This window comes from Kaistia defluvii (genome assembly GCF_026343955.1).
GTDB lineage: Bacteria > Pseudomonadota > Alphaproteobacteria > Rhizobiales > Kaistiaceae > Kaistia > Kaistia defluvii.
Map to the genome: position 1 here is coordinate 77,192 of NZ_JAPKNI010000009.1, position 25,251 is coordinate 102,442.

Consider the following 25,251-nt stretch of genomic DNA (forward strand, 5'->3'; position numbering starts at 1 on the left):
GCCGAAACGGGGCTCAATAGCCAGCAGAAACTTGGGCCGGGCCTCGATCACGCGCCGACGAACACGCGCGAGGGATGGAACTCGCCGCGCTCGACCTCGCCGATCGCGATCAGCGTCCCGGCCACCGTCGCGAACACCGTCTCGCCATTGGCGGGGGCATCGCGGCCACGCAGCAACACGCTCTGGCCGTTGCGAAGCCGCACGGCGTCGGTCTCGGAAAGCCGCACTTCGGCCAATTCGCCGAGCGCGAAAGCGACGGGATCGAGATGCGTGTCGCAGCCTTCGCTGCCGCCCTCTTCATGGGTCGCGCGCAGATCGTCGAGCTTGACCATCGAGGCCTCGTCGAACGGACCGACCAGCAGGCGGCGCAGCCCGACGACATGGCCGCGCGTGCCGAGCGCCCGGGCCATGTCGCGGGCAATCGCCCGCACATAAGTGCCCTTGCCGCATTCGGCCGAGAAGACGGCGGTATGCTCGTCCGGCATGTCGACGAGATCGAGACGGTGGACCTGGATCGGACGCGCCTCGAGGACGACGTCCTCGCCGTCGCGGGCGAGGTCATAGGCCCGTTCGCCCTCGACCTTGATCGCCGAGAAAGCGGGCGGCACCTGCATGATCTCGCCGGTGAACTCGCCGAGGATCGCCTCGATCGCTTCGCGGGTCGGCCGCACGTCGGAGGTGGCGACGGGCTGACCCTCGGCGTCGTCGGTGCGGGTTTCCTCGCCCCAGCGAACGGTGAAGCCATAGATCTTGCGGCCGTCCATGATGAAGGGGACGGTCTTGGTCGCCTCGCCGAGCGCGATCGGCAGGCAGCCGGTCGCCAGCGGGTCGAGCGTGCCGGCATGGCCGGCCTTCTGCGCGCCGAACAGGCGCTTCACCACCGAGACGGCCTGGGTCGAGGTCATGCCCAGCGGCTTGTCGAGGCTGAGCCAGCCGGAAACCGGCCGGCCCTTCTTCTGGCGTTGGCCCATGATCTACTCTTCGTCGGAATCGTCGTCGTGCGCGGCGGACTCAATGTCCTGGCGGACCACCGGATCGTGGCGCAGCAGGGCATCGATGCGCGCCGCCTCGGCAAAGGAGGTGTCGAGCACGAATTTGAGGTCGACGGCGAACTTGATCTCCATCCGCCGCGAAACCTCGCCGCGCAGATATTTGCGATGCAGTTCCAGCGCCGCCACGACCGCGTCGCCATTCTGCCCGCCGAGCGGCATGATATAGCAGGTCGCCATCTTGAGATCGTTCGAGACCCGGACTTCCGGGACGGTCACGATGATGCCGTCCAGCGCGGGATCGCTGAGATCGCCGCGCGAAAGCACCTCGGACAAGGCATGTCGGACGAGTTCGCCGACGCGGAGCTGGCGCTGGCCCGCCACGCCGATCTTCTTGCCATTGGCAGCCGTTCTGGCCATTCGGAAATACTCCATCGCGCCATTCAGACAGCGCGTGCGGTCCCCTCCGGGGAGAGATCCGCCTCAAGCCGCGACCTTCGTCCGGCCGATCCAATTGCGAACGGGATGAACGTGCCCGCAAGGGGCGCGTTCATCCCGCACTTCACTACCCAGACGACCGCTCCTAGAGCGAGCGCTTGATCTCTTCGACGCGGTAGCACTCGATGATGTCGCCAGCGCGCATGTCTTCGTACTTCTCGAAGGCCATACCGCATTCCTGGCCCGCCGGCACTTCCTTGACTTCGTCCTTGAAGCGCTTGAGCGTCGACAGCTTGCCGTCGTGAACGACGACGTTGTCGCGGATGAGGCGGACATTGGCGCCGCGCTCGACCGTACCATCGGTGACGCGGCAACCCGCGACCTTGCCGACCTTGGAGATGTTGAACACTTCCAGGATCTCGGCATTGCCCAGCATCGTCTCGCGCCGCTCGGGCGTGAGCAGGCCGGACATCGCTGCCTTCACGTCATCCACGAGGTCGTAGATGATGTTGTAGTAGCGGATCTCGATGCCTTCGCGGTCGGCCACATCGCGCGCTTGCTTGTTGGCGCGGACGTTGAAGCCGATGATCGCCGCGTTCGACGTCGCGGCCAGCGTGACGTCGGACTCGGTGACGCCACCGACGCCGGACAGGATGATGCGAGCCTGCACTTCATCCGTGCCAAGCGCTTCCAGCGCGCCGGCGATCGCCTCGACGGAGCCCTGCACGTCACCCTTGATGACGAGCGGGAATTCCTTGAGGCCGGCGCTCTGACGCTGGTTCATCATCTCGGCGAGCGAGCCGCGAGCCGTCGTCTGACGGGCCACTGCCTTCTCGCGCTTCTGACGGGCACGGTAGTCCGCGATTTCACGGGCACGCGCTTCCGTCTCGACGACGGCGAAGCGGTCACCGGCGGCCGGCGCGCCCTGGAAGCCCAGGACCTCGACCGGCGTCGACGGCTCTGCCACGGTCATGGCGGTGCCGCGATCGTTCAGGAGCGCGCGGACGCGGCCCCATTCCGAGCCGGCGACGACGATGTCGCCCGGACGCAGCGTGCCGCGCTGGACGAGGACCGTCGCGACGGGGCCGCGGCCCTTGTCGAGCTTGGCCTCGATGACGGTGCCTTCGGCCGAACGGTTGGGATCGGCCTTGAGGTCGAGCACTTCGGACTGCAGCAGGATGGTCTCGAGCAGCTTGTCGAGGTTCTCGCCGGTCTTGGCCGAAACCTCGACGTCCAGCGTCTCGCCGCCCATCGATTCCACGAAGATCTCGTGCTGCAGCAGCTCGGTGCGAACCCGGGTCGGGTCGGCCGAGGGCTTGTCGATCTTGTTGATCGCCACGATGACCGGCACCTTGGCGGCGCGGGCATGGTTGATCGCCTCGATCGTCTGCGGCATCACGCCATCATCGGCGGCCACGACCAGGATCACGATATCCGTCGACTTGGCGCCGCGGGACCGCATCGCCGTGAAGGCGGCGTGGCCGGGCGTGTCGATGAAGGTGATCTTGTGACCGTTCTGTTCGACCTGATACGCGCCGATATGCTGGGTGATGCCACCGGCCTCGCCCGTCTGCACATTGGTCTTGCGGATCGCGTCGAGCAGCGACGTCTTGCCGTGGTCGACATGGCCCATGATCGTGACGACGGGAGCGCGGGTGATGAGTTCACCCGGCTCGTCGCTGGTCGCGAACAGGCCTTCCTCGACGTCGGAATCGGCGACGCGGCGAACCGTGTGGCCCATGTCCTCGGCGATGATCTGCGCCATATCGGCGTCGATCACGTCGGTGGCCTTGAGCAACTGGCCCTGCTTCATCAGGAACTTGATCACGTCGACGGCGCGCTCGGCCATACGATTGGCGAGATCACCGATCGAGATCGTCTCCGGCAGGATGACCTCGCGAGAAACCTTCTCGCGCGGGCCCTGCGACATGTGACGATTGCGTTCCCGCTCGCGGCGACGGCGAACCGAAGCCAGCGAACGCTCGCGCTCGGAATCGTTCAGCGCGTTGGAAAGCGTCAGGCGACCGCGCGAGTTGCCTTCTTCCTTCTTGACGGGCTTGGGATCGACGGCCTTCGGACGCTTGGCGGTCGACGGACGCAGACCGCCGGAGCGATCCTCCTCGTCGGCGCCACGGCCGGCCGGACGGGCACCGGGAGCCGAGGTGCGCTGCACCGGCTTTTCGGTGGCGTTCGGATCGCGCTGCGTCGGCGCGGCGGGACGACCCGCCGGCTGAGCCGCGGCCGGCTGGCGTGCGGCCGGTGCGGGGTTCTCGCTGAGGCGACGGCGCGCCGCGTCCTCGGTCTTTTCGCGAATCGCGGCCTCGGCGGCGCGGCGAGCATCTTCCTCGACCTGGCGCTTGGCAGCCTCTTCCCGCTCCTTGGCGAGACGGACTTCCTCCTCGGCGCGACGGATCGCGTCGATCTCGGCCTGACGGCGCTCTTCCGCATCGCGGACGCGCGCATCGGCCAACGCCTTGGCGCGGGCATCGAGTTCGTCGGTCGAGAGCTGGCGCAACACCATGCCGGATCGTCCGCCCTGCGGGCGCGGCGACTGCACCGGCGCTGCCGGGCCCTGCCGCGACGGCGCGGAGGACTGGATCGGCTTCACCGACGACGTCGGAGAAGGAGCCGGCGACGGACGCGGGGCAACCGGCGCTGCCGCGGTCGGCTCGCCCTTGCCATGCATCAGCACCCGCTTCTTCTTCTCGACGACAACGGTGTTGGTCCGGCCATGCGAAAAGCTCTGGCGCACAGTACCGCGCTCCGGATCGCGGCCCTTGAGGCTCAGTGTCTTCTTCGCGCCGCCAAGATCCTTGTCGCCGCTATTGTTCGTATCGTTCATTCGGTCTTCTGTCCTGCGGGGTCTTCGGCCATTGCCGACACGTTCGGTTCACGCACTTGCGGCGCATCGATCGCGCCAACGTCATCGCCGAGAGCAACGAGCCCGTCTTCACCCAGAAAACAGGCGAGCGCGGCGACACGCTCTATCACATTTTCACTCGCCCGGCCCACGAGCAGAGCTGCATGTATCACATTTGACCGGCCCAATGCCAAATCCAATTGCTCCGATCGGAACATACGGATGATTGGGACTGCGCCAGCCCTTCCAAAGCGACGTTTCAGAGCCGCCTCGATCTTCGCGCGACCGTCCTCGGCCGCCTCTTTCGCCTGCACGATACCGGCGACCCCGTCTCGGGCGATCGCCGTCTCGACCTTGGCGAAGCCGGTGACGATCTCACCGGCCTTGCGTGCGAAGGACAGAGCCGAAAGGGCCGCGTCCTCCAACAAATTCTCGATGCGGCCGGCCATTCCCGGCTCGACCGTGACCTCTTCCTTGAAGCCGCGGGCGAAAAGCCGCTTCTTCTCGGCCAGCGCCACCATGTCGGCGCGGGCCGTCACCCAGACGCCCCGGCCCGGCAAGCGGTTCCGGAGATCCGGAACCACCTTCCCTTCCGGGTCGATGACGAACCGGATCAGCTTCTCGGTCGGCATCGTCTCCCTGGAGACGATGCAGCTTCGTGTCGTCGGCTCGCTCTTGCGCGGCAAATCGATTCTCCGCGTTCCGAACGGCCTCAGGCCTCGGCCTCTTCGCCCTCGACGCTGGCTTCCAGTTCCGCCGCGGCTTCGTCCTCTGTGATCCAGCCGGCCTTGACGCGAGCGGTCATGATCATGTTCTCGGCATCGCTGCGGGACAGGCTGAAGCTGTCGAGCACGCCGCCGTGACGGGTGGTCTCGCCTTCGTTCCGTTCCGCCCAGCCGACCAGATCGTCCGGCACGTAGCCGGCAAAATCCTCGACCGTCTTGACGCCGTCCTTGCCGAGCGCGACGAGCATCGAGCTCGTGAGGCCCGGAATTTCCTTGAGTTCGTCGGCGACGCCGAGCTTCTTGCGCTCCTCGTCATGCTCGGTTTCGAGCTTGTCGAGATAGTCGCGGGCGCGCTGCTGCAGTTCCGCCGCCGTCTCCTCGTCGAAACCTTCGATCGAGGCCAGTTCATCCGGCTCGACGAATGCGATTTCCTCGAGCGAGGCAAAACCTTCGGAGGCGAGAAGCTGGCCGACGACTTCATCGGCATCGAGCGCCGTGTTGAACAGCACCGAACGCTCCTGGAATTCCTTCTGGCGGCGCTCGGATTCTTCCTGCTCGGTCAGGATGTCGATGTCCCAACCCGTGAGCTGCGAGGCGAGGCGGACATTTTGGCCGCGACGACCGATCGCAAGGGATAGTTGGTCATCCGGGACCACAACTTCAATACGCGAGGCTTCTTCGTCGAGCACGACCTTGGCGACCTCGGCCGGCTGCAGCGCGTTGACGATGAAGGTGGCCGCGTCCTGCGACCACGGAATGATGTCGATCTTCTCGCCCTGGAGCTCGTTGACGACGGCCTGGACGCGGCTGCCGCGCATGCCGACGCAGGCGCCGACCGGATCGATCGAGCTGTCGCGCGAGATCACGGCCATCTTGGCGCGCGAACCCGGATCGCGGGCGACCGACTTCACCTCGATGATGCCGTCATAGATTTCCGGCACTTCCTGGGCGAACAGCTTGGCCATGAACTGCGGATGCGTGCGCGACAGGAAGATCTGCGGGCCGCGCTGTTCGCGGCGCACGTCGTAGACATAGGCGCGGATACGATCGCCATAGCGGAAGGCTTCGCGCGGAATCATCTCGTCACGACGGACGATGCCTTCGCCGCGGCCGAGATCGACGATCACATTGCCGTATTCGACGCGCTTGACCGAGCCGTTGATGATCTCGCCGATGCGGTCCTTGAACTCGTCGAACTGGCGGTCGCGCTCGGCTTCGCGGACCTTCTGGACGATGACCTGCTTGGCCGACTGGGCCGCGATGCGACCGAAGTCCATCGGCGGCAGCGCTTCGGCGATGTAGTCGCCGACGCGGGCCGCCGGGTTCTGGTCGGTCGCGAGGTCGAGCGAAATCTCGATGGCCGGATTCTCGACCTGTTCGACGACCTGAAGCAGGCGCTGCAGCCGGATCTCACCCGTCTTCGGGTTGATCTCGGCGCGCACGTCGGTTTCCGAACCGTAACGCGAGCGAGCCGCCTTCTGGATCGCATCCTCCATGGCGGCGATCACGATCTGCCGGTCGATCACCTTCTCGCGGGCGACCGCGTCGGCGATCTGCAGAAGTTCGAGGCGGTTGGCGCTGACTGCCATCGTCCTGTCTCCGTTAACCTGAACCTGATGACGGCGTCGCGATCAAGCGTCGCTGGTCTCGTCTGTTAAATCATTGTCGTCGATGTCGATGTCGGCGGGCTGCTGGCGCTTGGCTTCGCGCAGCGTCTCGGCAACCAGGGCGTCGGTCATGATCAGCCGTGCATCGGCAATCGTGTCGAGCGGCAGCCAGACCCGGTCCGGCGCGCCTTCCGGCGCATCCTCGAGCTTGATGCCGGTGGCATCGCCATCGAGACCGATCAGAATGCCGCGATAGCGCTTGCGTCCCTCGACGGGGACGCCCAGTTCGATCTTGGCTTCGTGGCCTGCCCAGCGCACGAAATCCGTGCGGCGGACCAGCGGCCGGTCGATGCCGGGCGAAGAGACCTCGAGATGGTAGGCGCTCGAAACCGGGTCCTCGACGTCGAGGGCCGGCGAGATGTTGCGGCTGATGATGCCGCAATCTTCCACCGTCATCGAACCGTCCGGACGCTCGGCCATGATCTGCAGCGTCTGGCCATTGCGGTTGGAAATCTTGACGCGCACCAGACGATAGCCGAGCCCCTCGATGATGGGTTCGACAATCGCCGCGACGCGGGCGTCAAGCCCCGTCTCGGTGACAATGCGTGCTTCGTTTTCCAGGGCGACGTCCGCCAAAGGCATGCTCCGTTCAAGATCTCGCAGGGTGCGTTCGGCCCGAGCGGGCCCGGGGGTCCACTCTCTCTTACGAACCGATCGTTTGAGATGAATGACTGGCGTATAGGCCCACAGGCGCCTGAATGCAAGCAAAACTGGCTTGAACGGCCTGAGCGATGGATCGTTTCGACGCTGGAAGCGGGTGGATGGCCGCGCCTGGACGGCGCTCAGCGGCGCTGGAAGGTCAGATAGCTGCCCTGACGGCCTTCACGGAACGCCTTCTGCTCGTAACGCGTGCCGGGCCAGCCGTCCCATGGCTTGCGCCAATCGTCGGCATCGCGCGCCGTCCAGCTGAATTCCGCGTGATCGCGGACATGCAGAAGCGTCCATTCGACATAGGATTCGATGTCGGAGGCGAAGCGGAACAGGCCGCCGGGACGCAGCACGCGGGCGAAGCGCGTCAGGTTCTTCTCCGACACGAAGCGGCGCTTCCAGTGACGGAATTTGGGCCACGGATCGGGATAGAGAAGGTCGATCGCCGCCAGGCTCGCCGGCGGCAGCCAGTCGAGCAGCTCGGCCGCGTCGCGGTCGAAAAGGCGGACATTGGCCAGTTCGCCGGCATCGATGGCCGAGGCCGCCTTGGCCATGCCGTTGACGAAGGGCTCGACGCCGATGCGGCCGACCGTCGGCTCGGTGGTCGCGCGATGCACGAGATGCTCGCCGCCGCCGAAACCGATCTCGAGCACGACGTCGCCGACCGGCGCCTCGAACAGGGAAGAGAGCACGGCGGGGGCGGGCTCCGAGACATCGACGCTGAGCCGCGCCAGGACGTCGGCGAGGGTTTCAGCCTGACCGGCGCGGAGATTGTGTCCCTTGCGCCGGCCATAGAAGGAATCGCGCCGCAGCGCGTGGTCGGGCGTGGTCACAGCGATTTACGGATCGCATCCACGAGGTCGGTCCGCTCCCAGGAGAAGCCGCCATCCGCTTCCGGCGCGCGGCCGAAATGGCCATAGGCCGAGGTGCGGGCATAGATCGGCCGGTTCAGCTGGAGATGCTCGCGGATGCCGCGCGGCGACAGGTCCATGACCTCGGCCAGGACCTTCTCGACGCGGCCTTCCTCGACCTTGCCGGTTCCGTGCAGATCGACATAGATCGACAGCGGCTGCGACACGCCGATGGCGTAGGAGAGCTGGATGGTGCAGCGCTCCGCGGCGCCCGAGGCCACGACGTTCTTGGCGAGATAGCGCGCCGCATAGGCGGCCGAGCGATCGACCTTGGTCGGATCCTTGCCGGAGAAGGCGCCGCCGCCATGCGGCGCCGCGCCGCCATAGGTGTCGACGATGATCTTGCGGCCGGTCAGGCCGGCGTCGCCGTCCGGGCCGCCGATGACGAACTTGCCGGTCGGGTTGACATGCCAGATGGTGTTGGCGCCGATCCAGCCCTCGGGAAGCGCTTCGCGGATATAGGGCTCGACGATGGCGCGAACGTCATGCGACGACAGGTGCTCGTCGAGATGCTGGGTCGAGAGCACGATCTGCGTGACTTCGACCGGCCTGCCATTGTCGTAGCGGACGGTGACCTGGCTCTTGGCGTCGGGCCCGAGCGCATGCGTCTCGCCCGAGCGGCGGGCGTCGGAGAGGCGCTTCAGGATGCGGTGCGCATAGAAGATCGGCGCCGGCATCAGTTCCGGCGTTTCCGAGCAGGCGTAACCGAACATGATGCCCTGGTCACCGGCGCCTTCGTCCTTGTTACCGGCCGAATCCACGCCCTGGGCGATATCGACCGACTGGGCATGGAGATGCACGTCGACAGCGGCGGTTTCCCAATGGAAGCCGTCCTGCTCGTAGCCGATATCCTTGATCGCCAGGCGCGCGACATGGGAAACGAGGTCACGGGTGATCGTGGCGGGACCCCGGGTTTCACCGGCGATCACCACCCGATTGGTGGTGGCCAGCGTTTCGCAAGCAACCCGAAGATGGCTCGGATCCCAGCCCTGCTCCGGCCCGATGCGGAAGAAGGCATCGACGATTTCGTCGGAGATACGGTCACAGACCTTATCAGGATGTCCTTCGGAAACAGACTCACTCGTGAACAGATATGACGTTCTCGACACCGCAACGGACCCCGTGCAGAAAAATGGCCGAAGCAGGTGCTTCGGCGATACCAAGGAGCTTTTTTAGCCAGTACCGCCAGTGGGTCAAGCCGCAAAGGCCTCATTGGCGCGGATCAGCGGAAACGGAGCACGTAGTTCCGACGCGGACCGGTCCTGCGCAAGCGGAAACCCAGTCTTCCAGCTCTCGCGCGGCCGGAGCCGGCGAAGCAATCAGTCGTCGGTCTCTTCGCCGGCGACGGCACGCACCAGTTCGACGATGCGACGGCGAACCTTGGTGTCCTTGATCCGCACGAACGCCTTGTTCAACTGAAGGCCTTCCGTACTGGTCAGGAAATCGGTGACGAAGGCAGCAGGGCGGGATTCGGCAAATCCGACCTCGGTCGAGGAACCGGGGGCATCCTCGAAAAAGAACGAGACCGGCACTTCCAGCACCTGCGCGATGTGCTGGAGACGGCTGGCACCAATACGGTTGGTGCCCTTCTCATACTTCTGAATCTGCTGGAAGGTGATGCCGAGGCTCTCGCCCAGCTTTTCCTGACTCATGCCCTGCATCATGCGGCGTAGCCGGACGCGCCCACCCACGTGCGTATCAACCGGATTGGGCTGCTTCTTATTAGCCATCAAGGGCTTTCTCTCCTAAGACCCATGCTGCACTGTCCGGAATATTCCGTAGGGGCCTTTGGCCCCGACTAGTCCGCGCACCTGCACTCGACGATCGGCAAATGGACCGCCGATCCAATAAGCCCCGCCCGCGCGCAAAATGCAGCCACGCAATCTGCCTGTCAATTGCGTTGTTTAGTCCGGGTGAAACCACGAGTAGAGACGACAACGAGAGCGAGTATCATCAAGGCGAAATAAAGACTGTCGCGATACTTGGAATAGATTGTCGGCCTTAGCGCAACAGGAAGCGCGCCGTCGAGAACGGCCACCAATTCAACGCCGCGTTGTGCCCGGACCCGACCATAGGAATCGATGATTGCCGAGACGCCGGAGTTCGCCGCCCGCACCACCGGCAGACCTTCCTCGACCGCCCGAACGACGGATTGCTGGAGATGCTGCCAGGGGCCCGGAGTGTCGCCAAACCAGCCATCATTGGTTAGATTAACGATCCATGCGGGTCGATTTTCGGCGTCAACCACGCTGCCGGGAAAGATTATCTCGTAACAGATGAGTGGACTGAAGGAGGGCGCATCGGGCAGGTCGAGCGTCAAGCGGCGATCGCCGGCATCAAATCCACCCGGCAAAGCAATCATTTGACTGATACCGAGCCGCCGAAAGATCGCTTCGAGCGGCAGGTACTCGCCGAACGGAACTAAGTGCACCTTATCATATGATTGCCGTATAAACCCGTCGGAGTCGATGACCTGGAGGCTGTTGAAGACGCGGGTCTCGACGTCCTCGCCCACAACCGCCTCGGCCCTGGCCGCCCCGGTGATCAGCGTGGTGCCCTCGGGCAGCAGCGCGCCGATTGCGGCGAGCGCGTTCGGATTCTGCGCCAACAGGAACGGAAAAGCCGTCTCCGGCCAGATCAAATGGGTGAAGGGGGCGGGTTTGCCGTCCTCCATCCCGGTTGCACTGAGGCTCAGATAGCGCCCGAGTATTTCATCGTCCCGGCCGGACGCCCATTTCTCGTCCTGTGCGATCCTCGGTTGTACCAGGCGCAGGCGAATGTTGGGGACAGTCGCATCATCGGCCGCCGCGAGCCGTGCCGCGCCGAAGCCGACATTGGCCAGGAACAGCGCCACGAGCCCAAAGAAGGCGCAGCGATCGGCAAAACGGTACGCGGGATCGCGGCTGAACCACAGCACCGGCGCCGCGGCGATCAGGAAGGCGAAGAAGGTGACGCCCCAGATGCCGATCCAAGACGCGATCTGCATCAGGACCGGTGTCGGCATCATGGCGTAGCCGAAGGCATTCCAGGGAAAGCCGGTCAGAACATGACCGCGCAGCCATTCCGTCAGGCTGAGCGCCGTCGCCAGCACGACCAGTCGCGACCAGTCCGGCGTCCAGAACAGGCGCGCGATTCCGGCGCCGAGCCCCCAGAACAGGGCAAGACCGGCCGGCAGCGCCAGCACCGCCGCCGGCATCAGCCAGGCGAAGGCCGCCGCGTCGACCAGGAAGGCGGCACCGATCCACCAGAGCCCGCCGACGAAATAGCCGAAGCCGAAGCTCCAGCCGACGGCGAAGCCGGACCGGAAACGCGCCAGCGGGGCCGCGTCGGCCCGGGCCGGTGCGGCATCCAGCAACAGGACGAAGACGGGGAGCGTGATCCAGAGGACCGGAAACCAGCCGAGCGGCGGCAGGGCCAGGGCCGAGGCGGCGCCGGCGAGGATGGCGGCGGCAACCCGCCGCCATCCCCGGGCCAGCAAATGGATGCGAGGCCGGCCGGGGGCCGCCAGACTGTTCGAGCGAGTGGCCATGATCTCCCGGACCGCGAATGGACGGCGCGAAGGCGCGGCGTCGAGGGATGCGGGACCGAGGCCCCGCGGTCAAGCCGCCGCTGCGTCGGGCCTGCGTATGCGCAGGCGCTTCACCCGCCTCGGATCGGATTCGAGGATTTCGAACTGCAGGCCACCCGGCACCTCGACATTCTCGCCGGGCGCGGGGATGCGGCCGAGAAGCGTGAAGACCACGCCGCCCAGCGTATCGACATCGTCATGCTCGGAACCGAGATCCAGACGGGTACCCATGGTCGCCTCGAGGTCGTCGAGATCGGCGCGCGCATCGGCGAGGTAGGAACCGTCCGCCTCGCGCGTGATCATCGGCGCTTCGTCGTCATGCTCGTCCTCGATGTCGCCGAAGACGATCTCGACCACGTCCTCCAGCGAGACCAGGCCGTCGGTGCCGCCATATTCGTCGATCACGACCGCCATCTGGACGCGCTTCGCCTGCATGGTCGAGAGCAGGGTCGCGGCCGGCATCGAGGGCGGCACGAACAGGACCTCGCGCACGACCGGAGTCTTCTCCAGGCCGACATTGAGATCGATCAGCGACAGGTCGAGCCCGCCCTCTGTCGAGGCGGTGGACATCATGTAGTCCATCAGGTCCTTGATATGGACCATGCCGATCGGGTCATCGAGGGTTTCGCGATAGACCGGCATGCGCGAATGGCCGGAATCGCGGAAAGCCGCCACGGCCTCGCCGATCGTCTGGTCGACATCGAGCGCCAGGATGTCGGCGCGCGGAATCATGACGTCGTCGACGCGCACCTCGCGCAGATGCAGGATGTTGCGCAGCATGCGGCGCTCTTCGGCGGAGAAGGTGTTGTCCGCCTCGCCGGCATCGAGCGCATCTTCGATATCGTCGCGCAGCGAGCCGGGTGCCTTCAGGCCCACCGCCTGGCGGATGCGATCCAGCCAGCTCTCGGGCGCACGTTCGACCTCGCGCGTGTCAGGCGCAGCGGTCTGACTACTCGGGGGTTCAGGGTTCGATTCAGCGCTCGAACCGGGCGTCTCGGTATCACTCATCGTCCGTCGTTTGTCAGTGTTCTATCGGTCGCCATCATCACAGCAGAGGTTCGGCGTAGGGATCGGCGATGCCGAGCCGGGCGAGGATCTCCGTCTCCAGAGATTCCATGCGTTCCGCTTCGTCATCCTCCAGATGATCATGCCCGAAGAGGTGAAGCAACCCGTGCACCACCAGATGGGTCAGATGGTCCTCGAATGCCAGTCCCATCTCGGCCGCTTCGGCGACGACTGTTTCACGTGCAACCACGATATCGCCCAGCAGCGGACCGAAGCGCTTGGAGTCCGGCGGGCTTCCGGGGAAGGACAGGACGTTGGTCGCCTTGTCCTTGTCGCGGTAGTCGGCATTCAACTGCCGGACATGCTCGTCGTCGGTGAAGACGACCGACAGTTCCGATCCCTTGACCGCCGGCAGATGGCCGACGGCAAAACTCGCCTCGACCGCCTGCGCCACAAGGCGGGCAAGCTGGCTCTCCTCGGGCCAGTCGCCGGCCTCGACCATCAGGTCGATCGCGATCGGCACGGTATCCACGCTCATGCCTGGCCTCCGGAGCGGGGACCGCGCGCGGGCGGCTGGACCGGACGCGGCGGCGCCTTGTCATAGGCCCGCACGATGCGGCCGACGAGCGGATGGCGCACTACGTCGACATCGGTGAACTTGATCTGGACGATTCCGGGCACGTCGCGCAGCAGGTCGCTCGCTTCCGCCAGGCCGGAAACCTGTCCCGGCGGCAGATCGACCTGGGTCGGATCGCCGGTGACGATCATGCGCGAGCCTTCGCCGAGACGGGTCAGGAACATCTTCATCTGCATCGAGGTGGTGTTCTGCGCCTCGTCGAGGATGACGACGGCGTTCGCCAGCGTCCGCCCGCGCATGAAGGCGAGCGGGGCGACCTCGATCATGCCGGAGGTCAGGCCGCGCTCGACCTTGTCGGGCGGCATCATGTCGTAGAGCGCATCATAGAGCGGGCGGAGATAGGGATCGACCTTCTCCTTCATGTCGCCGGGCAGGAAGCCGAGCCGTTCGCCCGCCTCGACCGCGGGACGCGACAGGATCAGCCGCGAGACGTCGCCGCGCTCGATCAGCGCGGCGGCATAGGCGACCGCGAGATAGGTCTTGCCGGTACCGGCCGGGCCCATGCCGAACACGAGTTCGGCCCGGTCCATGGCGCGGATATAGGCGTCCTGGGCCGGGTTGCGGGCCATGACCGTGCGGCGCCGGGTGGAGATCTGCGCCATGGCCAGCCGGCCCTTCGGCTCCAGGCTCGGCAGGCTCAGCTGCTCGTCATCGGCGATCGCCATGCGGATGGCGCCCTCGACATCGGCGGGGCCGACCTCGTGGCCCTGCTGCAGGCGGACATAGAGCAGGTCGAGCGCAAGCCGCGCCTGCGCGCAGGCTTCCGGACGGCCACGCACCGTCACCTGGTTGCCACGCGCGACCGCCTCGACCCCGAGCTTCTGCTCGAGGATGGCGAGGTTCTGGTCGAACTGGCCTAGGAGCTCGCTCGCCAGCCGGTTATCGTCAAAGGCGATCACGACATGGGTTATGTCGGATGCGTGCGACATGTCGGCGGCGCGGCCACCCGGCAGACCGGATGGCGTATGGGAGCGTGCATTCACGTAATGACCTCCACGGTGCTTTGTGTCGCGGCCGGCCGGACATCCGGCTCGACCAGGGTGCCAAACAGGGAATTCGAACCGAGACTGTCGATGACGACCCGGCCGATCGTTCCGATGCGGCTGGTGTCGGCGTCGACCAGGACGGCCTGCAGATAGGGCGAACGGCCCATCAGCTGGCCAGGCATGCGGCCCGCCTTCTCGAACAGAACGTCCATGACCGTCCCAACGCGCGAACGGTTGAATTGTGTCTGCTGGTCGAGAATAAGGGCCTGGAGACGCGAAAGCCGCTCCGACATGCGCCGGTCGTCGACATGGCCGGCATGGTTGGCGGCCGGCGTGCCGGGACGCGGGCTGTACTTGAACGAATAGGCGGCGGCATAGCCAACCGTCTCGACCAGCCGCATCGTCGCCTCGAAATCCTCGTCCGTCTCGCCGGGAAAACCGACGATGAAATCGGACGATAGTGCGATATCGGAGCGCGTGGCGCGGATGCGGTCGACCAGGCGGAGATAATCCTCCGCCTTGTGCTTGCGGTTCATCGCCGCGAGGATCCGGTCCGAGCCCGCCTGCACCGGCAGGTGCAGATAGGGCATCAGCGCCGGCAGATCGCGATGCGCCTCGATCAGCGCATCATCCATGTCGCGGGGATGGCTGGTGGTATAGCGCAGGCGGTCGAGACCGGGGATCTCGGCCAGGCGATAGAGCAGCTGCCCCAGGCCCCATTCGCGGCCGTCCGTGCCGACGCCATGCCAGGCATTGACGTTCTGGCCCAGAAGCGTCACCTCCCGCACGCCGGCATCCGCCAGCCGCGTCGCTTCGTCGACGATCCTGTCGACCGGGCGCGAAACCTCCGCGCCTCGCGTGTAGGGCACGACGCAGAAGGTGCAGAACTTGTCGCAGCCTTCCTGGATGGTGAGGAAGGCCGTGACGCCGCGGGCGCGGGTTCGCTCCTTCGTCGCCGCGGGCAGGCGCTCGAATTTCTCGGCGAGCGCGAATTCCGTCTCGACCGCCCGCTTGCCGCCGGCGACGTCGCGCAGCAGCTGGGGCAGGTGCTGATAGGATTGCGGCCCGACCACGAGATCGACCACCGGCGCGCGCCGGGCGATTTCGGCGCCCTCGGCCTGCGCGACGCAGCCGGTCACGCCGACGGTGAGCTGACGGCCGTTGCGGGCCGCCTCCTCCTTCATCACGCGCAGGCGCCCGAGCTCGGAATACACCTTCTCGGCCGCCTTTTCGCGGATATGGCAGGTGTTGAGCAGGATGAGGTCGGCGTTGTCGACCCGGTCGGTCGCTTCGTAGCCATCGCTTGCCAGGGCATCCGCCATACGATCGGAATCGTAGACGTTCATCTGGCAACCATAGGTCTTGATGAAGACGCGCTTCTTTTCTTGGGTTCCGGTCATTGATCCGGTTATCTACCGCCACGGTTCGGCTTGGCACGATCGCTGCCGGCGGATCACCCGCCGTCGCCTGTCCCTTCCTATCCGCTTTCTGTCTCGCTGAGAATAGGCGCGTCCGGTGACGCTGCCGTGACCGTGATGTTCTTGAGGCCCCGCGCCCGGATGGAACGCACCATGGCGCGCACTTCCGCCTCGGCCGCGGCCGTCACCTGCTTGCGATCGGCATCGGGCCCGAACCGGATCGGCGTGCCAAAGGCGACCACGGCGTCGACGGCGCCGATCTCGATCAGCGACACCAGATGCGGCGCCAGATCCATATGGCCGTGCCAGGCGATCTCGGCCATGCGCGAGCGATCGATCGGCAGGCCCTGGAAGCCGACATAGACGATGGCGACGGGCTGGATGGTGATCGGCTGGTCGGCGCCACTCGCCTCGCGGGCCGCGCCGACGAGGGCGCTGCGAAACGGCAGAACGGTAATGCCGTCGCCGGTCGTTCCCTCCGCGAACAGCACCAGCGCCTCGCCGCCCGCAAGGCGCGCCGCGATGGCGCTGTTGGAGGCGGCGGTGGCGGTGCGGCGGGTGCGATCGATGAAGACACTGCGCTGCAGGCGGGCCAGCCACTTCACCACCGGCCAGCCGCCGACCTCGCTCTTGGCGATGAAGGAGACCGGCAGCAGGCTGCCGAGCGTGACGATATCGACCCAGGAGGTGTGGTTGGAGACGATCAGCAGCGGCCGGTCGGTCACCGGTTCGCCCTCGATGCGGACCTTGAGGCCCAGACACCGGGCGGCGACGCGCTGCCACCACATCGGTACCCTGGCGGCGAGCGCTGGGCGGAAGCGCATGGCAAACAGCTGGAGCGGCAGCAGGACCAGCGTGGTCAGCAGCAGGCTCACCAGGATGATGGCGAGCCGCAGCTTTCCCATCAGGAGCGGCCCTTCGGGGTCTTGTCGTCGATCGGCACGGCATAAAGCTCCAGGCGGTGATCGACCAGCCGGTAGCCGAGCCGGCGGGCGATCAGATCCTGCAGCGCCTCGATCTCCTCGCTGCGGAATTCGATGACGTCGCCGCTGCGCAGGTCGATCAGGTGGTCGTGATGCTCGTCGGAAACCGCCTCATAGCGGCTGCGGCCATCGCGGAAATCGTGCCGCTCGATCATGCCGGCGTCCTCGAACAGCTTCACCGTCCGGTAGACGGTCGAGATCGAGATGCGCGGATCGACGGACGAGGCGCGGCGGTAGACTTCCTCGACATCGGGATGGTCGGTGGCGACATCGAGCACGCGCGCGATGATGCGGCGCTGCTCGGTCATGCGCATGCCCTTCTCGACGCAGGCATCTTCCAGGCTCGTTGGATGCTGTAGCTCAGGTGTCACGCTCATCTCCTGCCCCTCGGACCTCGCACGAAACGTCGGCGCTTAGCGGAGTTGCAGCCGCATGACAAGCGCGGTGCCGCCCGGCCCCTGGCCATCGGCATAGTAACCCTTCCGGCGTCCGACTTCGACAAATCCAAGCGATCTGTAGAGGGAGACGGCGCTCGCATTGTTCTCGTCGACCTCGAGAAAGACCTCGGGGACAAGTTCGCGGTAGAGCGCCCGCAGCGCGTCTTCCATCAGCAGGCGGCCATAGCCACGCCCGCGGGCGCCCGGCGCCACGGCGATCGTCAGCACCTCGGCCTCGCCCGCGACGGTGCGCACCAGGATGAAGCCCTGCGGCCGCCGCGTGCCAAACAGCGATTCCCGCCGCAGCACATGACCCGTCACCGTCTTGTCGGCGATCAGGCCGTCGATCTCGTCGGCGCTCCAGCCGCGGCGGAAGCCGGCCGCGTGGATCTCGACCAGCGCGTCGACATCGGCAGGGTCCACGGCGTCGAGGATGATGCGGGGCCGCAGCAGAAGGTCCATCATTGGCGCGCAATTCCCTTGTGAAGCTGCGGCTTGGCGTCAGGGGGCTTGAGGTAGAGCGGCTTCGGCGGGTGGCCCGCCGGATCGAGGCGCCCCCCCAGCGAAAGCAGCGTCGCGATATCCGGCGCCGAACGGTCGTGGACCACCCGATCCGGGCGCTCCAGTCGGATCGCGCCCGCCCCCGCCAGATCGGCGTCCGATTCGGCGGCGAGCGCCGCGAAATGGCCGATCGAGGCGAGCGCCGCCTCGCCGGCCGGCTCCAGCGTCGCCGAAAACAGCTGGCCATAGAGTTCGTCGCCACGGGCCGGCAGCAGGGCGAGGATCGGCCGATCGCTGGCGGGCGGGCGCAGGCTCGCGGCTAGGGCGGCATGGCTGAGCAGCGTGCCGACGCCGACGACCGGAACGCGGTGGACCAGCGCCAGGCCGCGCGCGGCGGCGATGCCGACGCGCAGGCCGGTGAACGAGCCGGGCCCGACCGAAACGGCGATGCGGCGGATCGCCGATACCGCCACGCCGGCCTCGGCCAGCAGCGCGGCGATCTCGGGCATCAGCCGCTCGGCATGGCCCTTGCCGATGGTCTCGGCGCGCAAAAAGACAGCCCCGCCGGCCGAAAGGCCAACGGAGCAATTTTCAAGGGCGGTATCGATGGCAAGCAGGGTCATCAGACCCGGATAGAGCCAGAAGGCGGGGCTGTCGAGCGCCGCGGATCAGGAAACTGCCTCAACCTCGCGAACTTCCGGCACGAAATGACGCAGGAGGTTCTGGATGCCGTGCTTGAGGGTCGCCGTCGAGGACGGGCAGCCGGCGCAGGAGCCGCGCATGTTGAGATAGACGACGCCATCGCGGAAACCCTGGAAGGTGATGTCGCCGCCATCCTGCGCCACGGCCGGACGGACCCGCGTCTCGATCAGTTCCTTGATCGTCTCGACCAGCTCGGCGTCGCCCTCCTCGAAGAACTCGCCCTGGTCGGGGGTATGCGGCTTCAGCGTCGCCATGACCGGAACACCGGCCATGAAGTGCTCCATGATCGCGCCGAGGATGGCGGGCTTCATGTGCTGCCACTCGCCCTCCTTCTTGGTCACGCTGATGAAGTCATGCCCCAGGAACACGCCGGCCACGCCATTGACGGCGAACAGACGCTCGGCCAGCGGCGAACGCTCGGCCTCGTCGGGATCGCGGAAATCGGCCGTGCTTTCCGGCAGGACGAGCCGGCCGGGCAGGAACTTCAAGGTCGACGGATTCGGCGTCGCTTCGGTTTGGATGAACATGATGCGGGCTCCGTGCGATCTTGTTTAGAACATTTCTAGAAGCGCATAGTAGTCACTGCGACCCTTCCGTCCAAGCGGAATCAGGGCCTGAGCGCTAAAATCGTAGTCTTGCAGTCAGGTTTCAAGCGATGGCGGCGATGTCGTCGTCGGAAAGCGTGCCGGGCACGATGGTGATCGGCACCGGGAAGGTTGCCGCCAGCTTGCCGGCGATCGAGGAAACCAGCGGGCCCGGGCCTTCCTTGTCGGTGCCGGCGGCCAGAATCAGGATGGCGATATCCTCGTCCGCCTCGATCAGCGCGGTGATCTGCTCGGCGCGGGTGCCCTCGCGAATCACCAGCTCCGGCTCGATCGAGGAGTGGCGGCGGGCGAGATCGGCGAAGCGGCCGAGCGTCGTCTCGGCCTCGTCCATCGCCTCGGCGCGCATGATGTTTTCCACACCGATCCAGTGCTGGAAGCCGGTCGGCTCGATCACGTAGAGCAGCACCAGGCCGCCGCTGGTTCGATCGGCGCGGCGCGCGCCATAGATGACGGCGCGCGAGCATTCGGGCGTGTCGTCGATCACCGCCAGAAACTTGCGGCGGTGACCGGTCTCGGTGCTCTTGCGCTTCATCAGCATGGTTCGATGCTGCCATTCGGCGAGCTTGGCCGCAAGCCGCCGAAAAGCCCGCTACTTGCGGCGGATGAAGCCGACGACGTCCTTGACGCCGTCGAGGATCGGGCGGGCGATCGCGTCGGCGCGCGCCGCGCCATCGGCGAGGATCGCGTCGATATGGCCGGGATCGGCCATCAGGCGGCGCATCTCGCCGCCGACGGGGCCGAGCTTCTCGACCGCGAGATCCGCCAGCGCCGGCTTGAAGCCGGAGAACTGCTGGCCGCCGAACTGGCGCAGAACCTCGTCCTTCGACAGGCCGGACAGCGCGGCATAGATGCCGACGAGGTTGTCGGCCTCGGGACGGCCCTTCAGCCCCTCGACATCGCCGGGCAGCGGCTCGGCATCGGTCTTGGCCTTGCGGATCTTCTGCGCGATGCCGTCGGCGTCGTCGGTCAGGTTGATGCGCGAATAATCGGACGGATCCGACTTCGACATCTTCTTGGTGCCGTCGCGCAGCGACATGATTCGGGTGGCCGGGCCGGTGATGACCGGCTCGGTGATCGGGAAATAGGCATCGCCGAAGCCATGCGCCGCGATCGATTCCGAGTAGTCATTGTTGAACTTCTGCGCGATGTCTCGCGTCAGTTCGAGGTGCTGCTTCTGGTCCTCGCCGACGGGCACATGCGTCGCCTGGTAGGCGAGGATGTCGGCCGCCATCAGGCTCGGATAGGCGAGAAGGCCGAGCGAGGCGTTTTCCTTGTCCTTGCCGGCCTTGTCCTTGAACTGCGTCATGCGGTTCATCCAGCCGATGCGCGCGACGCAATTGAAGATCCAGGCCAGTTCCGCATGGGCGGAAACCTGGCTCTGGTTGAAGACGATATGCGACACGGGATCGATGCCGGCAGCGACGAAGGCGGCGGTGACCTCGCGGATCTGCCGCGTCAGCTCGGTCGGATCCTGCCAGACGGTGATCGCGTGCATGTCGACGACGCAATAGATGCACTCATTGGCGTCCTGCAGGGCGACGAAATTGACGATCGCGCCGAGATAGTTGCCAAGGTGCAGATTGCCGGTCGGCTGGACGCCGGAAAAGATGCGCGTCTTGAATTCGGTCATCAGAAACCCCGTTTTTCCGGCGCGTTATGGCGCGACGTGTCGATGCGCGCAAGCGCGGAAGGTTAGCGGCGCCGACGGTTGCGCAGCTTGCCGACGATCGTGCCGAAATGGACGACGCCGGTCAGCTGGCAGAACAGCGCGAACAGCACGAGCCCGATCCCGCAGATCGTGCCCATGGCGACGGCACGGAACAGGATCCGCTGGTCGGCGAAATAGGGCTCGGCCCACCAGGCGGCGAGGAAGATCGAAAGCCCCATCGCCATCGCGGCGACCAGCACCATCGGCATGTTGCGCTTGACCTTGTCGTCGAACAGGAAATGCCCGCGCCGGTGCAGCGCCCAGCCGAGCAGCGCCGCATTGACCCAGCCCGAGAGGCTGGTGGCGATGGCAATGCCGACATAGGTCAAGGATGGGAACAGCGCCAGCGAGCCGACGATGTTGACGGCGACGCCGATGGCGGCGAACCACATCGGCGTCTTGGTATCCTCGCGGGCGAAGAAGCCCGGCGACAGCACCTTGATCAGCACGAAGGCCGGCAGGCCGACGGCATAGCCCATCAGCGTATGGGCGGTGGCAAGCGTATCGTCCAACCCGAATTCGCCGCGCTGGAACAGTACCTGGACGATCGGCTTGGCCAGCACGAACAGCGCGATCGCGGCCGGCAGGGTCAGCGTCATCGCGAATTCGAGGCTGCGGTTCTGGGTGTAGTGAACGAGATCGGTGCGTCCCGAGCGGACATGGCGCGACAGGTCCGGCAGCATGACGACGGCGATGGTCGCGCCGACAATGCCGAGCGGCAGCTGGTACAGGCGATCGGCATAGCCGAGGATGGCGATGGCGCCCGGTGCGAAGGAAGCGATCATCGTGCCGATGACGATGTTGATCTGGGTGACGCCGCCGGCGATCAGGCCCGGCACGGCGAGGGTCGTCAGCCGGCGCACCCCGGCGGTCAGGCGCGGCCAGCGCAGCTTCAGCAACAGGCCGTTGCGCCAGGCGTCGACGATGACGACGGCCAGCTGGAACACGCCGCCGATCAGCGTCGCCCAGGAAAGCAGAATGCCGGCCTCGGCCGTATTCTCCAGCCTGTTGAACAGGATGTAGGCGAGCGCCGCCACCAGCACGACGTTGAGCAGGGCGGGCGCCATCGCCGCCGCCATGAAGCGGCCCTGCGCGTTGAGCACGCCGCTATAGAGCGCCAGCAGCGAGATCAGCGTCAGATAGGGGAAGGAGATCCGCGTCAGCAGCACGGCGAGATCGAATTTCGACGGATCGGACACGAAGCCGGGCGCCATCACATACATGAGCGGCACCATCGCGATCAGCGCGATCACGGTGAGCACGATCAGGAAGGCGAACAGCGCCGACAAGGCCTCGGAGCCGAACTGCTTGGCTTCGTCGATGCCATCCGCCTCGAGCTTTCCGGCAAACAGCGGAATGAAGGCCGAGGAAAACGCCCCTTCGGCGAACAGCCGGCGAAACAGATTGGGAAACCGGAAGGCGACCATGAACGCATCGGCCACCGGTCCGGTGCCGAGCGCGGCCGCCATGAACATGTCGCGGACGAAGCCGAGAAGCCGGCTCGATGTCGTCGAGCCACCGACGGTGACAAAGTTTTTCAGCAGAGACATTGCCACCTGGCGGATCGAAGGAGGACGGGGCCGCCCGCACCCGCGGGCGGGCCGAGTTACGCCTTTGGTTGCTGGAAAATCAAGGCAAAGCGAAGGCTTCGCCGGCGCGCCGCCTCAGCCGGCCTTGCGGGTCGACGTCTTGTCCTGCGCCGTGACGCCTTCGAAGGCCTGATGCAGGCGGCGGCGGATGCTCGCCTCGCGGTTGGCATTCATCACCTTCCGTCCAGTGAGATCGGTGACATAGAACACGTCGACCGCCCGTTCGCCGAAGGTGACGACATGCGCCGAGGCGATGTTGAGGTTCAGATCCGAGATCGAGCGCGTTAGATCATAGAGCAGCCCAGGGCGATCCAGCCCCGATGCCTCGATCGCCGTGAACTGGTTCGACCAGGAATTGTCGAGCAGGATCCGGGTCTCGACGCTGAAGGCCTTGATCTTGGCCCGCGGCTTCGCCTTCTTGGCGATCGCCTCCGGCAGCGCGACGGCGCCCGAAAGGGCCTGCTCGATCAGCGCGCCGACCTTCAGCGCGCGGGTCATCTCCTCCTCGTCGGTATCGAACTCCCGCGCGATGAAGATCGTGTCGATCGCGAGCCCGTCGGTGGTCGTGAAGATCTGCGCGTCGACGATGTTGCCGCCCGCCGCCGTGCAGGCGCCGGCGATCATCGACAGCAGGCGCGGATGATCCGGCGCCAGCACGGTGATCTCGGTGATGGCCTCGAAGGCATGCGTCGACACTGCCGTCGCCAGCGTCTGGCCGGACCGGTCGGCGTTGCGGATCAGCGAGGCGTGGGCGATCTTGCGCGGCAGGTCGACGCGCAGCCAGTAGGCGGGATAGTGGCGGTCGCGATAGGCGTCGAGTTCGGCCTGCGGCCAGTCCTTCAGGGCCTCGACCAGTTCGGCCTTGGCCGCCGCGACGCGCTCGTCGCGCGATACCTGGCTGTGGCCGCCGGTCAGATGCGGCTCGGTCTCGTAATAGAGCGTGCGCAGCAGCTGGCCCTTCCAGCCGTTCCACACGCCCGGCCCCACCGCCTTGATGTCGGCGATGGTCAGGATGAGCAGCATCTTCAGCCGCTCCAGGCTCTGCACAACGGCCGCGAAATCCTGGATCGTCTTGCGGTCGCCGAGATCGCGCGACTGCGCCGTCATGCTCATCAAGAGGTGATGCTCGATCAGCCAGGCGACCGTCTCGGTCTGCGCCGGCGTCAGCCCGAGGCGCGGCCCGAGCCGGCGCGCCACCCGGGCGCCGGCGATGGAATGATCCTCCGGCCGGCCCTTGGCGACGTCGTGCAGGAACATCGCCACGTAAAGCGCGGTGCGATCCTGGATCGTCGGCATCACCATGTTGGCGAGCGGATGCTCCTCGCTGCGCGCGCCGGCATCGATCTCGGCCAGCACGCCGACGGAACGGATCAGATGCTCGTCCACCGTATAGTGATGGTACATGTTGAACTGCATCATCGCCACGACCTTGCCGAAATCCGGCACGAAGCGGCCGAGCACGCCGGCCTCGTTCATGCGGCGGATGACGGTTTCGGGCTGGTTGCGCGAGGCAAGCAGTTCGAGGAACAGCCGGTTCGCCTCGGGGTCGTCGCGCAGCTTGCCGTCAATCAGCTTCAGCGAGCGCGTCACCTCCTTCATCGCGTCGGGATGGAAGGCGAGGTTGTGCCTGTCGGCGAGGTGGAAGATGCGGATCAGGTTGACCGGGTCGCGCGCGAAGATGTCGGGCGCCGCCATGTTGATGCGGTCATGCTCGACGATGAAATCACTGGAATCCGTGATCTTGCGGCGGCGGCGGCGCGAGCCGAAATTGAAGAAGCGGTTCAGCAAAGGCGCCGGCTTGGCGTTCTCCTCCTCCAGCCCGGCGCAGAAGATCATCGTCAGGTCGCCGACATCCTTGGCGACCAGGAAGTAGTGCTTCATGAAGCGCTCGACATCCTTCATCCCGGGATGCGAGGTGTAGCCGAGGCGAACCGCCATCTCGCGCTGGACGTCGAAGGAAAGCCGCTCTTCCGGCCGGCCGGTCAGGAAATGCAGGTGGCAGCGCACCGACCAGAGAAAATCCTCGGACTTGCGGAACAGCGCCAGTTCGGAGCGCGAGAACAGGCCCGCCTCGACCAGCGCGTTGCCCGAGCGGACATGGTAGAAATACTTGGCGATCCAGAACAGCGTGTGCAGGTCGCGCAGGCCGCCCTTGCCTTCCTTGACGTTGGGCTCGACCAGATAGCGCGAGGCCCCCTGGCGACGGTGACGCTCGTCGCGCTCGGCGAGCTTCGCGGCGATGAACTCCGGACCGGTGCCCCTGACCACCTCCGCGTCAAAACGCTGCGTGAGTTCGTCGAACAGCTTCTCGTCGCCCCAGAGAAAGCGGGATTCGAGGATCGCCGTGCGGATCGTCATGTCGCCGCGCGACAGGCGGATGCATTCTTCGAGGTTGCGCGTGGCATGGCCAACCTTGAGGCCGAGATCCCACAGCATGTAGAGCACGAATTCGACGACGCTCTCGCCCCACGGCGTCTGCTTGTAGGGCAGCACGAACAGGAGATCGATGTCGGAACCGGGCGCGAGCATGCCGCGGCCATAGCCGCCGACGGCGACCAGCGCCATGCGCTCGGCCGAGGTCGGATTCTCGGCCGGATAGATGTGGCGGATGGCGACCTCGTAGATCGCGCCGATCACGTCGTCCTGCAGCTTCGAGAGCGTCCGCGCGCAGGCGCTGCCATGACCATCGGCGATCAGCTGCGCCTCGGCGGCGGCTCGGCCGTCGCGCAGCACCTGCTTCAGATGGGCGAGCACGGCCGACCGCAGCGCCGCCTTGTCCCGTCCAGGCGCCAGCGCGTGCAGTTCCGCCGCGAGCGGGGAGCGGTCGAGGAGCGCGGTATCGGATCGGGTCATGGAGGCAATCGGCGTTGGGGC

23 protein-coding genes are annotated in these 25,251 nt (G+C 66.1%); all 23 read right to left on the minus strand.

The window, feature by feature from the left end; all coding sequences use genetic code 11:
• Positions 1 to 47 precede the first annotated feature (47 nt).
• The 23 genes from truB to OSH10_RS19535 all read right to left on the minus strand — a co-directional run bounded on the left by truB (position 48) and on the right by OSH10_RS19535 (position 25,239).
• The gene (gene truB, locus OSH10_RS19425; protein WP_266333768.1) at positions 48 to 971 is read right to left on the minus strand and encodes a tRNA pseudouridine(55) synthase TruB; all 924 of its coding nucleotides are present in this window, start codon (positions 969 to 971) and stop codon (positions 48 to 50) included.
• A gap of 3 nt (positions 972 to 974) precedes the next feature.
• The gene (gene rbfA / locus OSH10_RS19430; RefSeq protein WP_266333770.1) at positions 975 to 1,409 is read right to left on the minus strand and encodes a 30S ribosome-binding factor RbfA; all 435 of its coding nucleotides are present in this window, start codon (positions 1,407 to 1,409) and stop codon (positions 975 to 977) included.
• Between the two features lie 163 nt (positions 1,410 to 1,572).
• Positions 1,573 to 4,269, minus strand: coding sequence for a translation initiation factor IF-2 (gene infB, locus OSH10_RS19435; RefSeq protein WP_266333772.1), 2,697 nt, complete (start codon positions 4,267 to 4,269; stop codon positions 1,573 to 1,575).
• Positions 4,266 to 4,973, minus strand: a complete 708-nt coding sequence (locus OSH10_RS19440) for an RNA-binding protein (protein ID WP_266333774.1) — start codon at positions 4,971 to 4,973, stop codon at positions 4,266 to 4,268. Before OSH10_RS19440 ends, infB begins: the two co-directional genes overlap by 4 nt.
• Positions 4,974 to 4,999: 26 nt before the next feature.
• Positions 5,000 to 6,601: a transcription termination factor NusA gene (gene nusA / locus OSH10_RS19445; protein WP_266333775.1), complete on the minus strand. Its 1,602-nt coding sequence runs from the start codon at positions 6,599 to 6,601 to the stop codon at positions 5,000 to 5,002.
• 42 nt (positions 6,602 to 6,643) lie between these two features.
• Positions 6,644 to 7,261 carry a ribosome maturation factor RimP gene (gene rimP, locus OSH10_RS19450; RefSeq protein WP_407660734.1) on the minus strand — a complete coding sequence of 206 codons (618 nt, stop codon included), beginning with the start codon at positions 7,259 to 7,261 and terminating at the stop codon, positions 6,644 to 6,646.
• A gap of 200 nt (positions 7,262 to 7,461) precedes the next feature.
• Positions 7,462 to 8,160: a tRNA (guanosine(46)-N7)-methyltransferase TrmB gene (gene trmB, locus OSH10_RS19455; protein WP_266333777.1), complete on the minus strand. Its 699-nt coding sequence runs from the start codon at positions 8,158 to 8,160 to the stop codon at positions 7,462 to 7,464.
• Positions 8,157 to 9,347 (minus strand): methionine adenosyltransferase, encoded by a 1,191-nt coding sequence (gene metK, locus OSH10_RS19460; protein ID WP_266333778.1) that lies wholly within the window; start codon positions 9,345 to 9,347, stop codon positions 8,157 to 8,159. The genes trmB and metK overlap by 4 nt, the downstream gene beginning before the upstream one ends.
• A gap of 210 nt (positions 9,348 to 9,557) precedes the next feature.
• Complete coding sequence (locus OSH10_RS19465) at positions 9,558 to 9,971, minus strand: helix-turn-helix domain-containing protein (RefSeq protein ID WP_266333780.1); 414 nt, start codon at positions 9,969 to 9,971, stop codon at positions 9,558 to 9,560.
• Positions 9,972 to 10,129: 158 nt separating this feature from the next.
• On the minus strand, positions 10,130 to 11,767 hold the full coding sequence (gene lnt, locus OSH10_RS19470) for an apolipoprotein N-acyltransferase (RefSeq protein WP_266333782.1): 1,638 nt from the start codon (positions 11,765 to 11,767) through the stop codon (positions 10,130 to 10,132).
• 69 nt (positions 11,768 to 11,836) lie between these two features.
• On the minus strand, positions 11,837 to 12,814 hold the full coding sequence (locus OSH10_RS19475) for a hemolysin family protein (protein WP_266333784.1): 978 nt from the start codon (positions 12,812 to 12,814) through the stop codon (positions 11,837 to 11,839).
• A gap of 37 nt (positions 12,815 to 12,851) precedes the next feature.
• Positions 12,852 to 13,349: an rRNA maturation RNase YbeY gene (gene ybeY, locus OSH10_RS19480; protein WP_266333786.1), complete on the minus strand. Its 498-nt coding sequence runs from the start codon at positions 13,347 to 13,349 to the stop codon at positions 12,852 to 12,854.
• The gene (locus OSH10_RS19485; protein WP_266333948.1) at positions 13,346 to 14,377 is read right to left on the minus strand and encodes a PhoH family protein; all 1,032 of its coding nucleotides are present in this window, start codon (positions 14,375 to 14,377) and stop codon (positions 13,346 to 13,348) included. The genes ybeY and OSH10_RS19485 overlap by 4 nt, the downstream gene beginning before the upstream one ends.
• A 50-nt stretch (positions 14,378 to 14,427) precedes the next feature.
• Positions 14,428 to 15,834, minus strand: coding sequence for a tRNA (N6-isopentenyl adenosine(37)-C2)-methylthiotransferase MiaB (gene miaB, locus OSH10_RS19490; RefSeq protein ID WP_266333788.1), 1,407 nt, complete (start codon positions 15,832 to 15,834; stop codon positions 14,428 to 14,430).
• A gap of 77 nt (positions 15,835 to 15,911) precedes the next feature.
• Positions 15,912 to 16,757, minus strand: coding sequence for a lysophospholipid acyltransferase family protein (locus OSH10_RS19495; RefSeq protein WP_266333790.1), 846 nt, complete (start codon positions 16,755 to 16,757; stop codon positions 15,912 to 15,914).
• A complete protein-coding gene (locus OSH10_RS19500; RefSeq protein ID WP_266333792.1) occupies positions 16,757 to 17,212 on the minus strand; it encodes a Fur family transcriptional regulator in 456 nt (151 codons plus the stop codon). The genes OSH10_RS19495 and OSH10_RS19500 overlap by 1 nt, the downstream gene beginning before the upstream one ends.
• A 36-nt stretch (positions 17,213 to 17,248) precedes the next feature.
• Positions 17,249 to 17,737 carry a GNAT family N-acetyltransferase gene (locus OSH10_RS19505; RefSeq protein ID WP_266333794.1) on the minus strand — a complete coding sequence of 163 codons (489 nt, stop codon included), beginning with the start codon at positions 17,735 to 17,737 and terminating at the stop codon, positions 17,249 to 17,251.
• Positions 17,734 to 18,396 carry a tRNA (adenosine(37)-N6)-threonylcarbamoyltransferase complex dimerization subunit type 1 TsaB gene (gene tsaB, locus OSH10_RS19510; protein ID WP_266333795.1) on the minus strand — a complete coding sequence of 221 codons (663 nt, stop codon included), beginning with the start codon at positions 18,394 to 18,396 and terminating at the stop codon, positions 17,734 to 17,736. Before tsaB ends, OSH10_RS19505 begins: the two co-directional genes overlap by 4 nt.
• Before the next feature lie 45 nt (positions 18,397 to 18,441).
• Complete coding sequence (locus tag OSH10_RS19515; RefSeq protein WP_266333796.1) at positions 18,442 to 19,002, minus strand: NifU family protein; 561 nt, start codon at positions 19,000 to 19,002, stop codon at positions 18,442 to 18,444.
• Positions 19,003 to 19,123: 121 nt separating this feature from the next.
• Positions 19,124 to 19,618: a universal stress protein gene (locus OSH10_RS19520; RefSeq protein WP_266333797.1), complete on the minus strand. Its 495-nt coding sequence runs from the start codon at positions 19,616 to 19,618 to the stop codon at positions 19,124 to 19,126.
• A 51-nt stretch (positions 19,619 to 19,669) separates the two neighbouring features.
• Positions 19,670 to 20,710, minus strand: coding sequence for a tryptophan--tRNA ligase (gene trpS / locus OSH10_RS19525; RefSeq protein WP_266333798.1), 1,041 nt, complete (start codon positions 20,708 to 20,710; stop codon positions 19,670 to 19,672).
• A 62-nt stretch (positions 20,711 to 20,772) separates the two neighbouring features.
• Entirely contained in the window at positions 20,773 to 22,338 is a 1,566-nt protein-coding gene (gene murJ, locus OSH10_RS19530) for a murein biosynthesis integral membrane protein MurJ (RefSeq protein ID WP_266333799.1), read from the minus strand.
• A gap of 114 nt (positions 22,339 to 22,452) precedes the next feature.
• Positions 22,453 to 25,239, minus strand: coding sequence for a [protein-PII] uridylyltransferase (locus OSH10_RS19535; RefSeq protein ID WP_407660737.1), 2,787 nt, complete (start codon positions 25,237 to 25,239; stop codon positions 22,453 to 22,455).
• Positions 25,240 to 25,251 lie beyond the last annotated feature (12 nt).

Coding starts and splice junctions, on each gene's coding strand:
- OSH10_RS19495 (WP_266333790.1), bottom strand. CDS start 16,757: ATGGGAAAGCTGCGGCTCGCCATCATCCTGGTGAGCCTGCTGCTGACC.
- rbfA (WP_266333770.1), bottom strand. CDS start 1,409: ATGGCCAGAACGGCTGCCAATGGCAAGAAGATCGGCGTGGCGGGCCAG.
- OSH10_RS19500 (WP_266333792.1), bottom strand. CDS start 17,212: ATGAGCGTGACACCTGAGCTACAGCATCCAACGAGCCTGGAAGATGCC.
- trpS (WP_266333798.1), bottom strand. CDS start 20,710: ATGACCGAATTCAAGACGCGCATCTTTTCCGGCGTCCAGCCGACCGGC.
- rimP (WP_407660734.1), bottom strand. CDS start 7,261: ATGCCTTTGGCGGACGTCGCCCTGGAAAACGAAGCACGCATTGTCACC.
- lnt (WP_266333782.1), bottom strand. CDS start 11,767: ATGGCCACTCGCTCGAACAGTCTGGCGGCCCCCGGCCGGCCTCGCATC.
- OSH10_RS19520 (WP_266333797.1), bottom strand. CDS start 19,618: ATGCTGATGAAGCGCAAGAGCACCGAGACCGGTCACCGCCGCAAGTTT.
- miaB (WP_266333788.1), bottom strand. CDS start 15,834: ATGACCGGAACCCAAGAAAAGAAGCGCGTCTTCATCAAGACCTATGGT.
- truB (WP_266333768.1), bottom strand. CDS start 971: ATGGGCCAACGCCAGAAGAAGGGCCGGCCGGTTTCCGGCTGGCTCAGC.
- tsaB (WP_266333795.1), bottom strand. CDS start 18,396: ATGACCCTGCTTGCCATCGATACCGCCCTTGAAAATTGCTCCGTTGGC.
- infB (WP_266333772.1), bottom strand. CDS start 4,269: ATGAACGATACGAACAATAGCGGCGACAAGGATCTTGGCGGCGCGAAG.
- nusA (WP_266333775.1), bottom strand. CDS start 6,601: ATGGCAGTCAGCGCCAACCGCCTCGAACTTCTGCAGATCGCCGACGCG.
- OSH10_RS19505 (WP_266333794.1), bottom strand. CDS start 17,737: ATGATGGACCTTCTGCTGCGGCCCCGCATCATCCTCGACGCCGTGGAC.
- OSH10_RS19475 (WP_266333784.1), bottom strand. CDS start 12,814: ATGAGTGATACCGAGACGCCCGGTTCGAGCGCTGAATCGAACCCTGAA.
- OSH10_RS19515 (WP_266333796.1), bottom strand. CDS start 19,002: ATGTTCATCCAAACCGAAGCGACGCCGAATCCGTCGACCTTGAAGTTC.
- murJ (WP_266333799.1), bottom strand. CDS start 22,338: ATGTCTCTGCTGAAAAACTTTGTCACCGTCGGTGGCTCGACGACATCG.
- OSH10_RS19485 (WP_266333948.1), bottom strand. CDS start 14,377: ATGTCGCACGCATCCGACATAACCCATGTCGTGATCGCCTTTGACGAT.
- ybeY (WP_266333786.1), bottom strand. CDS start 13,349: ATGAGCGTGGATACCGTGCCGATCGCGATCGACCTGATGGTCGAGGCC.